We start from the raw sequence: 13,424 nt of genomic DNA, 5'->3' as shown, positions 1-13,424 counted from the left end.
GCGCCTGCCTACCGCCACACGGCAGTTGCTGGAACCAAACGGCAGTTCTGGACCCACGTTTCGTGCCAGCAACTGCCGTTTTGCGGGGGTGGGCCAGGCCGGCCCGGGCTGGGTCGGTGGGGTGGGTATGCCGCGTGGCCGGCTGCCCGGCGGACGTCCCCTATCCTTGGGGGCGGATGAGTCGGTCAGGCGGTCGCGTCGGTGGGAAACCACCGCCGAGGAACGTCCGGGCTCCACAGGGCAGGGTGGTGGCCAACAGCCACCCGGGGTGACCCGCGGGACAGTGCCACAGAGAACAGACCGCCACGGCGAACCACCCGGCTCCGGCCGGGCAGGCGTCGCGGCAAGGGTGAAACGGTGGTGTAAGAGACCACCAGCGGCCTGGGTGACCAGGTCGGCTCGGTAAACCCCACCCGGAGCAAGTCCAGACAGTGTGCGTCCGAGGGCGGCCCGCCCGAGCACACGGGTAGGACGCTGGAGGCAGTCGGCAACGGCTGTCGTAGATGGATGACCGTCGCCGCGTCGCCGGTAACGGCGGCGCGGAACAGAACCCGGCGTATCGACCGACTCATCCACCCCACCTCGTAGGCCCCGGATGGGGGTGCGGTCGCACCCGGGCGGGTGCGCCGTCCCGAGAGCGGGGCTGTGGGCCTCAGTGGTCCACGCGCATCGCCACGACCACGACGGCGAGGACGAGGAGGGCGGCCAGGACCAGCGCGACGTCACGGACGCGGGAGGCTGCGCTCGACCGCTGCCAGAGGTGCCACCGGCGTCGCAGGTGGCTGCTCCGGGTGCTCACACGGCCAGCATGCGTCCGCAGGCTGGGCGTTGCCTGAACGCACGCTGTCGACGCCGTCACGATGTCATTGAAGGCGTGTGGGTCGGGCAGTGACCTGCCCGCTGGCTCAGACGGCCTCGGAGTCGAGCGCCTGCTGTGCCAGCGCCCAGTGGGCCAGGCGGCGGCGGGTGGGGTCGGCGGCGCCACGACCCAGGACGAGCCGGCGGCGCAGCTCGGCGAGCAGCTCCTCGTTCGTCGCGAACCGCAGCACGTACACGCGCTCGCCCTCCATCGACCGGGCCAGCCCGCAGGCGGACGCCGCGGTGATGACGAGCTCCCGGTACGGCAGGTCGAGTGCGTCGCTCAGGGCCTGCAGCGTCTCCTCGTCCGGCATCGCGGGCAGCTCGGCCGGGCCGACCAGCTCCGCCACCACGTCCGGGTCGAGGCCGGCGGCGTCGACCAGCCGCGTCAGCGGCCACCCACGCTCCTCCAGCCGCTCCTCGATGATGCGGCCCAGCTCGTTTCCGACGTGCTGCATGTCGTGCCTCCTGCCCTGCGCGGTGGTGGGGTGACGATGTGGGCACCCCTGTTCAGCGGCTCCAGCAAAGCGCAAAGCAAAGGCAAAGTTCAGGCAATTGCTTGGTATTGATGGTAAAGGTTTGTTAAAGCCGCCGGTAGCCTGCGGGAGCGTCGGCTCACCTGCGACGGCGTGGGGAAGGCCGTGCACCGGCGACGCCCGCGTACGACGCGTGGGGCCGGTGTTCGCTGCACACGGTAGGGGGCCGCCGGGGGACGGGGCGAGCGGTTCGCGCCGCAGGGGGACGGGTCGGGCCGAAGGGCCGCGCGGCGCTCGTCCGTTCGGCCGAGGACTGCCGCCCCGCGGGTAGTACGACACCCGCGGGTGGGTGACTCCGGCCGTCGTTCGCCGCCGCGCCGCGTGGCGCCACCCGGCATACGGTGGGCCCATGCAGATCACCTCCCTCGGCCACGCGAGCCTGCTCGTCGAGCTCGCCGACACGCGCCTGCTCCTCGACCCCGGCGTGTGGTCGCCCGGGGCGGCCGGGCAGCGCGACGTGGCAGCCGTGCTCGTCACCCACCAGCACCCCGACCACCTCGACCAGGACCGGCTCCCCGCCTTGCTCGAGGCCAACCCAGGTGCCCAGGTGCTGGCCGACCCCGACACCGCCAAGCTCCTGCAGGACAAGGGGATCGACGTCCGGGCCGTGCTCGCCGGCGACACCGTGGAGGTCGGCACGGTGACGGTGACCGGCGTGGGGGAGATGCACGCCCTCATCCACGAGGACCTGCCACGGATCCACAACACCGGCATGCTGCTGCGCGCCGAGGGAGAGCCGGCCTTCTTCCACCCCGGAGACGCGCTCGACGCCGAGCCCGGCCAGGTCGACGTCCTCGCCTTCCCGCTCAACGCTCCCTGGCAGCGCAGCCGCGAGATGACGGCCTTCCTGCGCCGCCTCGCCGCCCCGCACGCCGTCCCGGTGCACGACGGCCTGCTCAGTGAGACCGGCCGCGGCCTCTACCTCGACCAGGCGCGCAACCTCGGCTCCCCGGACACGCAGGTGCACGACCTCGCCGGCGGCCGCACCGAGGAGTTCACCGCCGGCTGACCCGCGAAACGCCGCGAAGCCGCCTCGGCGCAGCGGACGCCCGGGGTAGCGTCCGGGACATGCCCAGCCCCGAGCCCGCCCTGAGCCTGCGCGGACTGACCAAGCGGTTCGACGACGTCGTCGCCGTGGACCGGATCGACCTCGACGTGCCGCGGGGCGCCTTCTACGGGCTGGTCGGGCCGAACGGCGCCGGCAAGACGACGACGCTGTCGATGGCGACCGGGCTGCTGCGTCCCGACGCGGGGACGGCCCGGGTGCTCGGGGTCGACGTCTGGGAGGACCCGGTCGCCGCGAAGTCGCGCATCGGTGTGCTCCCCGACGGCCTGCGCCTGTTCGACCGGCTCACCGGCCAGCAGCTCGTGACGTATGCCGGCCTGCTCCGGGGCATGGACCGGCAGCTGGTCGCCCAGCGCGTGGCCGAGCTCCTCACCGCGCTGGGGCTGACCGAGGCCGCCGACAAGCTCGTCATCGACTACTCCGCCGGCATGACCAAGAAGGTCACCCTGGCCTGCGCGCTCGTCCACGCCCCGCGCCTGCTCGTGCTCGACGAGCCGTTCGAGGCGGTGGACCCCGTCTCGGCGCGCACCATCCGCGGCATCCTCGAGGACTTCGCCGGCAGCGGCGGCACGGTCGTCCTGTCCAGCCACGTGATGGAGCTGGTCGAGCGGATCTGCACCGACGTCGCCATCCTCGCCGGAGGCGTCGTGCGATCGGCCGGTCCGCTCGACGAGGTCCGCGGCGGGCGGAGCCTGGAGGACCGGTTCCTCGAGCTGGTCGGCGGGACCGGGGACGTGGAGGGGCTCGCGTGGTTGCGCACCTCGTCCGACTGAAGCTCCAGCTGCTGCGCAACAGCCTGCGACGCGGTGCCGCCGTCATCGTCGGGCTCGTCGTCGGCGTGCTCTACGGTGGCGGGTTCCTCCTGGCCGCGCTGGTCGGCCTCGTGGGGGTGCGCGTCGCGGGCGACCCCCAGCTGCTGAGGACCGTGCTGCTCGTCGGCGGGTCCGCGCTGGCGATCGGCTGGGCGGTGCTCCCGGTGGTGCTCTTCGGCACCGACCCGACCCTCGACCCCGCGCGGTTCGCCACCTTCGCCGTCCCCGAGCGCACCCTCGCCGCCGGTCTCGTCGTCACCGGGTTCGTGGGGCTGCCCGGCCTGGCGACCCTGCTGCTCGGCGTCGGGGCCGTCGTGGCCAGCTCCTTCGGCGTGGGATCGCTGCTCGTCGCCCTCGTCGCGGTCCCGCTGGCCCTCCTCGGGTGCGTGCTGCTCAGCCGCATCGTCACCGCCGCCGCGGCGGCGGTCCTCGCCAGCCGTCGGGGCCGCGACATCGCCGGTGTCGGCGGCCTCGTGGTGCTCCTGGCCGTCGGGCCGCTCGCGGCGAGCCTCGGCAACGGGGGCATCAGCGCAGGGACGACCCGGCGGGTCGCCGACGTCCTCGCGTGGACGCCGCTCGGCTGGGCCTGGGGGGCACCTGCCGCAGCGGCGGCCGGGCACTGGGTGCCGTCGCTCGGCCTGCTCGCCCTCGCCCTGGCCTGGACCGCGGTGCTCCTCGTCGCGTGGGAACGGCTGCTGACGTCGGTCCTGCGCAACCCCCGCAGCACCGGCGGTGGAGGAGGCGGCCACCGCGGGCTGGGCCTGTTCGGTCGCCTGCCCGCCACCCCGCTCGGTGCCGTCGCCGCGCGCGCCGGGACCTACTGGGTGCGGGACCCCCGGTTCAACGTCCCCGCCCTCATGACCATCCTCATGCCGGCGGCACTGCTGTTCCCCGGGCTGGCCAAGCACTCCGACCTGGCCCTCGTCGCGATGCCGCTCGTCTCGGCATACCTCATCGGCTGGGGGCAGCACAACGACGTCGGGTACGACTCCACCGCGTTCTGGATGCACGTCAGCGCGGGCATGGACCCCGTCGCCGACCGGCTCGGCCGGCTCTTCCCGTCGGCGGTGATGGCGACCGCCTGCATCCCGCTCTACACCCTGCTCGGGCCGCTCGTCGGCGGCCCGTGGCGCCTGCTGCCGGCCACCCTCGGCGTCGCGGTCGCCCTGGTGCTCAACGGGTTCGCCGTCGCGTGCGTGACCAGCGCGGTCAAGCAGTATGCCGTGCCGCCGCCGGGCGAGAACCCGTTCAGCTCCCGCCCGGGCTCGGTGGGGGTGACCATGGCGGTGCAGACGGTCTGCGGCGGTGCGGTGGTCGCCCTGTCGCTGCCCGCCCTGGGCCTCGGGGTCGCGGCCTGGTACGGCTGGGAGTGGGCCGCCTGGGCCGCCCTGGTGGTCGGTCCGGCGCTCGGCGTCGTCGCGCTGGTGGTGGGGACGAGGCTGGGCGCCGACCTCTTCACCCGGCGCCAGGCCCTGCTCCTGCAGGACCTCGTCGCGATGCGCTGAGCCGGGCCCATCGGACCCCGGGCCGCGGAGCCCCGGGCTCTGCTGGGCCCGGGCCGGGAACCGCCTACTTGTGGGCGGCCAGCCAGGCGGCCCCGATGATGCCGGCCTTGTTCTCCAGCTTGGCCGGCACGATCGGGGTCTTCAGCTTCAGCAGGGGCAGGAACTCCTCGTGGTCCTTGGACACGCCGCCACCGACGACGATGAGGTCCGGCCAGAGCAGCGCCTCGAGGTGGCTGTAGTACCGCTGCAGGCGCTTGGTCCACTCCGGGTAGCTCAGCCCCTCCTTGTCCTTGATCGAGGAGGCGGCACGCGTCTCGGCGTCGTGGCCGTCGATCTCGAGGTGGCCCAGCTCGGAGTTGGGGATGAGCACGCCGTCGTAGATCAGCGCGCTGCCGATGCCGGTGCCCAGGGTCGTCATGACGATTAGGCCCTTCTGGCCCTTGGCGGCCCCGTAGTGGAGCTCGGCGACACCGGCGGCGTCCGCGTCGTTGACGAGCACGACGTCGTGGCCGAGCTTGGCCTCGAACAGCTTCTCGCCCTCGAAGTCGATCCACGACTTGTCGATGTTGGCGGCGCTGCGGACGATCCCGTGGGTCACGACGCTCGGCATGGTGATGCCGATGGGGGAGTCGCCGCGCACCTCGTCGAAGTGGTCGACGATGCCGTGGATGACGTCGGCGATGGCGTCGGGCGTGGACGGCACCGGGGTGTCGATGCGCATCCGCTTCGCGGCGAACGTCCCCTCGTCGAGGTCGACGGGTGCGCCCTTGATGCCGCTGCCGCCCACGTCGATGCCGAGGGGGAGTCCGTGCTTGGCCATGTGTCCGCCTCCTTGCGGTCGCCGTGCGTCACGGCGGGTCGGGGTGTCGCCGCGCGTCACGGCAGGGTCAGGATCTCGTTGCCGCTGTCGGTGATGAGGATGGTGTGCTCGAACTGCGCCGAGCGCCGGCGGTCGCGGGTCACCACGGTCCAGCCGTCGTCCCACATCTCCCACTCGTGCGTGCCGAGGTTGAGCATGGGCTCGATGGTGAACGTCATCCCCGGCTCGATGAGGGTGTCGTACGCCGGTGCCGCGTCGTAGTGCGGGATCACCAGTCCGCTGTGGAACGACCGGCCGATCCCGTGGCCGGTGAAGTCGCGCACGACGCCGTAGCCGAAGCGCCGGGCGTAGCTCTCGATCACGCGCCCGATGACGTTGACGGAGCGGCCGGGCTGGGCGGCCTTGATGCCGCGCGCCAGGGCCTCGCGCGTGCGCTCGACGAGGAGCCGCGACTCCTCGTCGACGTCCCCGCACAGGTAGGTGGCGTCGGTGTCGCCGTGCACGCCGTCGACGTAGGCGGTGATGTCGATGTTGACGATGTCGCCGTCCTCGAGGGGACGGCTGTCCGGGATCCCGTGGCAGATGACCTCGTTGACGCTGGTGCACAGCGACTTCGGGAAGCCGCGGTAGCCCAGCGTCGAGGGGTAGGCCTTGTGGTCCATGAGGAACTCGTGCCCGACCCGGTCGATCTCGTCGGTGGTGACCCCGGGGGCGATGACCTCGGCCGCGGCTGCCATGGCCTGCGCGGCGATCCGGCCCGCGACCCGCATCCTCTCGATGGTCTCCGCGTCCTTGACGTCGCCGTCGAGGTCGCGCCGCGGCTGGGGTCGGTCGACGTACTCGGGGCGGGCGATCGAGGCCGGCACCGGACGACGTGGCGACACCACGCCGGGCGCCACGCTTGCGTACGTCAACGGCATACGGTGGAGTCTAGGGACGTCACCGCATCCGTCGAGTGGGAGGTCACCCCATGGCTTACTGGTACAACGTCGACACCGGCCAGGTGGAGACCGACGAGGACAAGAGCCAGGGCGCGAACCTCATGGGCCCCTACGACAGCCAGGACGCCGCGTCCCGCGCGCTGCAGACCGCCCGCGAGAAGACGGAGGCCTGGGACGCCGCGGACAAGGAGTGGGAGGAGGGCGAGGACTGACCCCGCCACCGGCCCCGCCCGGGCAGCGACCGCCTCAGTCGTCGAGGTGGTTGACCGCGACGACGTAGCCGGCGTCCGGGCGCCACACCTGCTTGTCCCACGTCGCGAAGCGAGGCCCGACCGACAGTCCGGCGACCGCGCAGGCGCGGTCGTACTCCTCGAGGGGCGTGACGGGGCAGCCCTGGGGCAGGTGGGCGGCGTCGAGCCCGAACCCTGCCACGACGAGCCCGCCCGGTCGCAGGTGGGCCGCGACCCGCTCCATGGTCCGCAGGAGCGTGCCCGGTGCGAGCAGGGGCACGACGTTGCCGGCGAGCACGGCGACGTCGAAGGCCTGGCTGCGCAGCTGCAGCCGGCTGAGGTCCTGGCGGACCCAGCGCGTCTTGGTGTCGCGCTGCTCCGCCACCGCGATCATGTCGGCGTCGGCGTCAACCCCGACGCACAGGTACCCCAGGGCGGTGAGCTGGGTCGCCACGCGCCCGGTGCCGCATCCCGCGTCGAGGACGCGGGCCGGCGGCGGCAGCAGCGCCTCCACGAACGCGGCCTCGCCGTGGATGTCCACCCCGCTGGCCGCCAGGTCGTCGAAGCGCTGTTGGTATGCCGTGGCCGCACCGATGCCGCCGGACACCTCCGACCACCGCGTGCGGGGCTCGCCCTCCAGTCCGTCGCTCATGCGCCCAGCGTAGATTCGCCTGCGCTGGAACGGAACCCGGCGCTCAGCCCAGTTCCCGGAGGCCAGGGAGCACCCGCTCGGCGAAGGTGGTGAGGAACCGCGACTGGTCGTCGCCCGGGGCGTGGAAGACCAGGTGGTCGAAGCCCAGGTCGACGTACGGCCGCACCGCCTCGACGACCTCCTCGGGGTCGTCGGAGACGATCCACCGCGACGCGACCTGCTCGTCGGAGAGCTCGTCGCCCAGCCGCTCCATCTCGAGCGGGTCGCTGGTGCCGTGCTTCTGCTCGGCCGTGAGCGACAGCGCCGCCCAGAACCGGCAGTTGGCGACGGCCCGATCCCGGTCGGGGTCCCACGACAGCTTGACCTCGATCATGCGGTCGATGTCCTCGCGGGTGCGTCCGGACTTCTCCAGGCCCTCGTCGACGGCCGGGACGAGCTGGTCGCGGTAGAGCTCCTCGCCCTTGCCCGAGGTGCAGATGAAGCCGTCGCCGGAGCGCCCGGCATACCGGGCCACGAGGGGGCCGCCTGCGGCGACGTACACCGGAACCGGCTCGTCGGGCCGGTCGTACACGGTGGCGTCGGTGAGGGAGTAGTAGTCGCCCTCGAAGCTGACCCGCTCACCGGTCCACAGCGCACGCATGAGCCGCACCGACTCGCGCAGCCTGGCAAAGCGCTCCTTGAACTCCGGCCACTCGTGCACCGACCCGACGACGACCTCGTTGAGCGCCTCGCCGGTCCCGATGCCGAGGGCGACCCGGCCCGGGTACAGCGACCCGAGGGTGCCGAACGCCTGCGCCACGACGGCGGGGTTGTACCGGAAGGTCGGCGTCATCACGGACGTCCCGAACTGCACCCGCTCGGTGCGCTCACCCAGCGCGGCCAGCCACGCGAGGGAGAACGGGGCGTGGCCGCCGTGGTGCCGCCAGGGCTGGAAGTGGTCGGAGATCCACACGCTGTCCAGCCCCACCTGCTCGGCCTGCACGGCGTAGTCGAGCAGCTCGCGGGGAGCGAACTGCTCTGCGGAGGCCTTGTACCCGATGCGCAGCGTCATGGCGCCACCGTATGCCGCGCCGCGCACCGCGGCGCGGCCGGCCGCCCCGAAGGACGGCCGGCCTGGGTCAGAAGGTGATGCCCCGAGCGGCGAACCGGTCCTTGACGAGGGCGGCGGCCTTCGCGCCGTCACGCGCCAGCGCCGTGTCGTAGACCGCCTTGGCGGCAGCGGAGAACGACGTGTCGGGGGCGAAGTCGAACTGGGCGTCGATCATGGTCGTGTCCCACGCGCTCGTGGGGCGGCCCATCGCCTCGTAGCCCTTGCGGATCTCCCACAGGGCCTGGCTCCAGATCTGGCCGTCGTAGTGGACCTCGCCCTTGCGGGTCGCCACGGTCAGGTTGCGGTCGAAGCGCCGGATGCAGTGCGGGGCGCTCGTGTAGGACGTGGAGTCCCAGTCCATCGGGCAGGCCTCCTCGGCCTTGACCGGCCAGCCGTACTGCTTGGCCGCGGCGAGCCCGACGGACACGCCGAAGTAGTCGCCGAAGGCCTCGCCGATGCTTCCGGCGTCGAGCGAGCTGCCGAAGCCGGGGACCTGCGAGGCGTGGACCGCGTGGCCGTACTCGTGGACGATCACCTCGGCGTCCTCGGCGTCGTCCACGCCGCCCTTGCCGAGACGGATCCGGTACGGCTTGTCGGTCTGGTAGCTGTTGTCGCCGCCGTACTGGTCGATCTTCACGTCGAACGGCTGGTTGACGATGCCCGGCAGGGTCGACCCGAAGCCGAGCGACTGGAGGTACTCCTGCGCCTGGTTGACCCAGAAGTAGCCCATCACCTGCTCGAACTGGTCCTGGTGTCGGGTGTACATGAACGTGTTGGTCGAGCTGAATGCCGGTGTGCCCGTGGCGGACTCGACCGTCACCCACTTGCCGCGCAGGTAACCAGACCCGTCGAGGTTGCGCAGCTGGACGGTGGCGTACGCGCTGGCGGGGACGGCGGCGTCGGAGTCGTTCTGGTCGGTCAGGGACTCGTCGCCGGAGGACTGCACCGGGTTGACCATGAAGACCGAGGCCGTGCCGGTCGTGGTCCCGGGGGTGGTCTTGGTCGCCGACGCCGGGGCGGCGACGGCCAGGGTCGTGGCGAGCCCGGTGACGGCGACGGCCGCCAGGGCTGCGAGGTGGTGACGACGCACAGGCACGGTTCCTCCATACGGGTGGCGGCCCCCGGTTCGGGACCGGACGCGGCGACGGTAGCCGTTCCCGGCCCCGTTGTGGGTCCTACCGCTGCAGGACTTCGAGGGCCCCTGCGGACACGGAGGGTCGGGGCACCGGTCGCCCCTCAGGCCGGTGGCGTCACTCCGGGAACGAGTGCTCCGCGGCGGGGAACGCGCCCGAGGCGACGTCCGCGGCATACGCCTGCGCGGCCCGGCCGAGGTCGCCACGGAGGTCGGCGTACTTCTTGACGAAGCGCGGTGCCTTGCCGCCGCGCAGGCCGGCCATGTCCTGCCAGACGAGCACCTGCGCGTCGCAGTCCGGACCCGCGCCGATGCCGATGGTGGGGATGCCGAGGACCTCCGTGACCCGTGCGGCCAGGGGCGCGGGCACCATCTCCATGACGACGGCGAAGCAGCCGGCCCGCTCCAGCGCCACGGCGTCGTCGACCAGCCGGTCGGCGGCGTCGCCACGTCCCTGCACCTTGTAGCCGCCGAGGACGTGCTCGCTCTGCGGGGTGAAGCCGATGTGCCCCATGACCGGGATGCCCGCGCGGACGAGGAGCTCGACCTCCGGGACCATCGCGGCCCCGCCCTCGAGCTTCACAGCGTGCGCCAGTCCCTCCTTCATGAAGCGGGTCGCGGTGGCCAGCGCCTGCTGCGGGCTCGCCTGGTAGGAGCCGAAGGGCAGGTCCGCCACGACCATGGCGTGCCGGGCCGCCGAGGTGACCGCGCGGACGAGCGGGACGAGGTGGTCGACCGTGACGGGCACCGTGGTCTCGAAGCCGTAGACGTTGTTGCCGGCAGAGTCCCCCACGAGGAGCACGGGGATGCCGGCCTCGTCGAAGATCTCGGCCGAGTACATGTCGTAGGCGGTGAGCATCGCCCACTTGCGCCCCTCCTCCTTCCACGCCTGCAGGTGCGGGATGCGCACGCGACGCTGGGGCGCCGCCTGCACGCCCGTGCCGTACGGCGCGGTCGTCTCGGGTGCGGGCGAGGACGGGCTGGGCTGCTCGGTCATGGCGGCATCCTAGGAGCAGGCTCGTGCCACGGCGGGGGAGCAGGCGGGTCGGGCCCCGGCGCATCGCATAGTGGTTGCATTGCGCAACGAAGTTGGTCCTCCAGTGCAACCAAACGGAGGCAAGCGCCCGCGGACGCCCGTGGATTCTCGACCGATCGGTCACAAATTTACGAACTCCTTAACAGGAGGGGTCTAGGTCTCGTCCGTCCCGCCGTGTTTGGCTCGCCCTTGTGTGTGCCGAAGGGGCGCAAAACACACAAATCAAAACTGGAGGATCCGTGAAACGACGTCATCTGAGCGTCATCTCGGGCGCTGCCACCGCGGCAGTCGCCCTGAGTGTCGCGACGGCGCCGGCGCAGGCAACCCCTGCCCCGACGGCGAACGAGCCCAAGGCCGCCAACCGGTCGCACGACCTGCCGAACCCGCTGGGCGACGCCCAGCGCGCGCTGCGCAAGGAGGCGGTGGAGAAGCTCCTCAAGGGCGAGGCCACGACCGAGACCCGCGGCGGGCAGCGCGTCATCAAGGTGAAGGGGAACGCCAAGGCTCCCAAGGGAAGCAAGGCATCCCAGGACCGCTACGTGTCCTACCCCGTGGAGCGTGAGGAGGACATCTTCACGATCCTCACCGACTTCGGTGACAAGGTCGACCCGCGCACCGGGGGCACTGCCGGCCCGGTGCACAACAACATCCCGCAGCCAGACCGCAACTGGGACGGCAACAGCACCGACGACAACTCGACGGCGTGGAGCAGCAACTACGACCGCCAGCACTACCTGGACATGATGTTCGGCGACGGTGAGTCGTTCAAGGACTTCTACGCCAAGCAGTCCAACGGCCGGTTCGCCGCCAAGGGTGACGTCTCCGACTGGGTGACGGTGCCGTACAACGAGTCCCGCTACGGCCACAACCCGGTCAAGGGTGACGGCACCAGCGAGTCCGACGGCTACTGGAACTACATCAAGGACACCGCGTCCGCCTGGTACGACGACCAGAAGGCCCAGGGCAAGACCGACGCCCAGATCGCCGACTACCTCAAGCAGTTCGACAAGGTCGACCGCTACGACTACGACGGCGACGGCAACTTCAACGAGCCCGACGGCTACATCGACCACTTCCAGGCGATCCACGCCGGAGAGGGCGAGGAGGCCGGTGGGGGCGCCCAGGGCGAGGACGCCATCTGGTCGCACCGCTGGTACGCCTTCTCGACCGACCAGGGCAAGACCGGCCCGGACTTCAACAAGCTCGGGGGCGTGCCGCTCGGCAGCTCCGGACTGTGGATCGGTGACTACACCACCGAGCCCGAGAACGGTGGCCTCGGCGTCTTCACCCACGAGTTCGGCCACGACCTCGGCCTGCCGGACCTGTACGACACCCAGGGCGGCGACAACGGCACCGGCTTCTGGACGCTGATGTCAGGCGGCTCCTGGCTCAACCACGGCACCGACTCGATCGGCACCACGCCCGGCTACATGGGCCCGTGGGAGAAGCTGCAGCTCGGCTGGCTCGACTACAAGGTCGTCCCGTACGGCCAGGACTCGACCGTCAAGCTCGGCCCGGCCGACAAGCCGGCGAGCCGGTCCGACTACCAGGCGCTCATCACGACGCTCCCGGACAAGACGGTGACCACCGACTACAACACGCCGCACGGCGGCTCGACGGAGTGGTGGGGCGGTGCGGACGACAGCCTCAACAACACGCTGACCCGCACGGTCGACCTGACCGGCAAGACCTCCGGCTCGGTCTCGGCGTGGCTGCAGTACAACATCGAGTACGGCTACGACTACCTCTACGCCGAGGTCAGCACCGACGGCAGCAACTGGAACCAGCTCGGCTCGCCGATCAGCGGACCGGTCGACAACGAGGCCATGACGCCCTGGGCGCAGCAGACCTGGGACCTCACGCCGTACGCCGGCAAGAGCGTCCAGTTCCGCTTCCGCTACGCCACCGACGGCGGCCTCCGCTACGAGGGCCCGTTCGTGGACGACATCACGGTGAGCGCTGACGGCGCGCCGGTCTTCACCGACGACGTGGAGTCGGGCGACAACGGCTGGACGGCCAAGGGCTTCACCCGCATGGGTGGCTCGACCTCGCTGCAGGCCAGCCACTACTACATCGCCGAGAACCGCACGTACACCGGTTATGACAAGACCCTGCAGACCGGCCCGTACAACTTCGGCTGGGCGAACACCAAGCCCGACTGGGTGGAGCGTTTCCCGTACCAGAACGGCATGCTCGTCTGGTACATCGACGGCCAGTACAGCGACAACAACACCAGCGGCCACCCCGGTGGCGGTGAGGTGCTCCCCGTCGACGCACGTCCGGCCCCGGTCACCTTCCCCGGGGGCAAGCTCCTGGGCAACCGTCGCCAGCCGTTCGACGCCACCTTCGGCCTCGAGGCCACCGACGCGGTGACCTTCCACCGCAACGGCGTCCCGACCACGGTGCCGTCGCGGCCGGGAATCCCGACCTTCGACGACAGCAACCCGAACGCCTACTGGGACGCCACGAACCCGTGGAACTCCACGAAGGTCGCCGGTTCCGGCACCGTCATGAAGGTGAACAAGTCCGCGGACGGCGGCAACGAGCTCCAGGTGCAGGTCAGCTTCAAGTGAGCTGACCGGATGCCCTGAGCACCCGTCCGAGGAGCCCCGCGACAACGGCGTCGCGGCGCTCCTGCATGTCCCGGCCCACGGAAGGGCCCCGCCGGGTGCGGGCCGGCGGGGCCCACCCACTGCTGGTCCGACGCGGGTCATTCGGCGCCACCGGGGTGTTGAGGTGGGCGCCG

General features: G+C 71.5%; 13 protein-coding genes and 1 other RNA gene. 6 read left to right on the top strand and 8 right to left on the bottom strand.

All coding sequences use genetic code 11. The features are described from left to right. Positions 1–177: 177 nt before the first annotated feature. Positions 178–575, top strand: an RNA gene (gene rnpB / locus ACFUC1_RS18150) — RNase P RNA component class A. Between the two features lie 77 nt (positions 576–652). Here rnpB and ACFUC1_RS18145 read toward each other — a convergent pair. Both ACFUC1_RS18145 and ACFUC1_RS18140 read right to left on the bottom strand, forming a co-directional pair. Further along, on the bottom strand, positions 653–799 hold the full coding sequence (locus tag ACFUC1_RS18145) for a hypothetical protein (RefSeq protein ID WP_379122308.1): 147 nt from the start codon (positions 797–799) through the stop codon (positions 653–655). A gap of 106 nt (positions 800–905) precedes the next feature. Next, positions 906–1,316: a hypothetical protein gene (locus ACFUC1_RS18140; protein ID WP_379122306.1), complete on the bottom strand. Its 411-nt coding sequence runs from the start codon at positions 1,314–1,316 to the stop codon at positions 906–908. A 427-nt stretch (positions 1,317–1,743) separates the two neighbouring features. On the opposite strand from ACFUC1_RS18140, the gene ACFUC1_RS18135 reads away from it, so the two are divergent. Genes ACFUC1_RS18135 through ACFUC1_RS18125 form a run of 3 tightly spaced genes read left to right on the top strand, consistent with a single transcriptional unit; the run spans position 1,744 to position 4,777 of the window. Then, positions 1,744–2,403, top strand: a complete 660-nt coding sequence (locus ACFUC1_RS18135) for an MBL fold metallo-hydrolase (RefSeq protein ID WP_379122305.1) — start codon at positions 1,744–1,746, stop codon at positions 2,401–2,403. A 59-nt stretch (positions 2,404–2,462) separates the two neighbouring features. Beyond that, on the top strand, positions 2,463–3,233 hold the full coding sequence (locus tag ACFUC1_RS18130; RefSeq protein ID WP_379122303.1) for an ABC transporter ATP-binding protein: 771 nt from the start codon (positions 2,463–2,465) through the stop codon (positions 3,231–3,233). Further along, positions 3,209–4,777 carry a hypothetical protein gene (locus tag ACFUC1_RS18125; RefSeq protein ID WP_379122301.1) on the top strand — a complete coding sequence of 523 codons (1,569 nt, stop codon included), beginning with the start codon at positions 3,209–3,211 and terminating at the stop codon, positions 4,775–4,777. The genes ACFUC1_RS18130 and ACFUC1_RS18125 overlap by 25 nt, the downstream gene beginning before the upstream one ends. A 64-nt stretch (positions 4,778–4,841) precedes the next feature. Here the strand turns inward: ACFUC1_RS18125 and ppgK are convergent, their stop codons facing one another. Both ppgK and map read right to left on the bottom strand, forming a co-directional pair. Next, positions 4,842–5,597, bottom strand: coding sequence for a polyphosphate--glucose phosphotransferase (ppgK, locus tag ACFUC1_RS18120; protein ID WP_379122299.1), 756 nt, complete (start codon positions 5,595–5,597; stop codon positions 4,842–4,844). Positions 5,598–5,653: 56 nt separating this feature from the next. Next, a complete protein-coding gene (map, locus tag ACFUC1_RS18115; protein ID WP_379122297.1) occupies positions 5,654–6,517 on the bottom strand; it encodes a type I methionyl aminopeptidase in 864 nt (287 codons plus the stop codon). Positions 6,518–6,567: 50 nt separating this feature from the next. Between map and ACFUC1_RS18110 the strand changes: the two genes are divergently transcribed. Beyond that, positions 6,568–6,750 (top strand): methionine aminopeptidase, encoded by a 183-nt coding sequence (locus ACFUC1_RS18110; RefSeq protein WP_379122295.1) that lies wholly within the window; start codon positions 6,568–6,570, stop codon positions 6,748–6,750. A gap of 34 nt (positions 6,751–6,784) precedes the next feature. On the opposite strand, the gene ACFUC1_RS18105 is transcribed toward ACFUC1_RS18110, so the two are convergent. From ACFUC1_RS18105 to panB, 4 genes are all read right to left on the bottom strand, one after another. Continuing rightward, on the bottom strand, positions 6,785–7,420 hold the full coding sequence (locus tag ACFUC1_RS18105; RefSeq protein ID WP_379122294.1) for a class I SAM-dependent DNA methyltransferase: 636 nt from the start codon (positions 7,418–7,420) through the stop codon (positions 6,785–6,787). Positions 7,421–7,463: 43 nt separating this feature from the next. Beyond that, positions 7,464–8,471: a glucose-6-phosphate dehydrogenase (coenzyme-F420) gene (gene fgd / locus ACFUC1_RS18100; protein WP_379122292.1), complete on the bottom strand. Its 1,008-nt coding sequence runs from the start codon at positions 8,469–8,471 to the stop codon at positions 7,464–7,466. A 67-nt stretch (positions 8,472–8,538) separates the two neighbouring features. Further along, positions 8,539–9,606 (bottom strand): M36 family metallopeptidase, encoded by a 1,068-nt coding sequence (locus tag ACFUC1_RS18095; RefSeq protein ID WP_379122290.1) that lies wholly within the window; start codon positions 9,604–9,606, stop codon positions 8,539–8,541. 154 nt (positions 9,607–9,760) lie between these two features. Further along, positions 9,761–10,639 (bottom strand): 3-methyl-2-oxobutanoate hydroxymethyltransferase, encoded by an 879-nt coding sequence (gene panB / locus ACFUC1_RS18090; RefSeq protein ID WP_310157861.1) that lies wholly within the window; start codon positions 10,637–10,639, stop codon positions 9,761–9,763. A gap of 278 nt (positions 10,640–10,917) precedes the next feature. Between panB and ACFUC1_RS18085 the strand changes: the two genes are divergently transcribed. Continuing rightward, positions 10,918–13,251: an immune inhibitor A domain-containing protein gene (locus ACFUC1_RS18085; RefSeq protein WP_379122288.1), complete on the top strand. Its 2,334-nt coding sequence runs from the start codon at positions 10,918–10,920 to the stop codon at positions 13,249–13,251. Positions 13,252–13,424 lie beyond the last annotated feature (173 nt).

Source organism: Pedococcus sp. NPDC057267 (genome assembly GCF_042668795.1).
Classification (GTDB): domain Bacteria; phylum Actinomycetota; class Actinomycetes; order Actinomycetales; family Dermatophilaceae; genus Pedococcus.
Note: the sequence above shows the minus strand (reverse complement) of the source record. Positions and strands in the feature narration are given on the sequence as shown.

Coding starts and splice junctions, on each gene's coding strand:
- ACFUC1_RS18105 (WP_379122294.1), bottom strand. CDS start 7,420: ATGAGCGACGGACTGGAGGGCGAGCCCCGCACGCGGTGGTCGGAGGTG.
- ACFUC1_RS18140 (WP_379122306.1), bottom strand. CDS start 1,316: ATGCAGCACGTCGGAAACGAGCTGGGCCGCATCATCGAGGAGCGGCTG.
- ACFUC1_RS18110 (WP_379122295.1), top strand. CDS start 6,568: ATGGCTTACTGGTACAACGTCGACACCGGCCAGGTGGAGACCGACGAG.
- panB (WP_310157861.1), bottom strand. CDS start 10,639: ATGACCGAGCAGCCCAGCCCGTCCTCGCCCGCACCCGAGACGACCGCG.
- map (WP_379122297.1), bottom strand. CDS start 6,517: ATGCCGTTGACGTACGCAAGCGTGGCGCCCGGCGTGGTGTCGCCACGT.
- fgd (WP_379122292.1), bottom strand. CDS start 8,471: ATGACGCTGCGCATCGGGTACAAGGCCTCCGCAGAGCAGTTCGCTCCC.
- ppgK (WP_379122299.1), bottom strand. CDS start 5,597: ATGGCCAAGCACGGACTCCCCCTCGGCATCGACGTGGGCGGCAGCGGC.
- ACFUC1_RS18135 (WP_379122305.1), top strand. CDS start 1,744: ATGCAGATCACCTCCCTCGGCCACGCGAGCCTGCTCGTCGAGCTCGCC.
- ACFUC1_RS18130 (WP_379122303.1), top strand. CDS start 2,463: ATGCCCAGCCCCGAGCCCGCCCTGAGCCTGCGCGGACTGACCAAGCGG.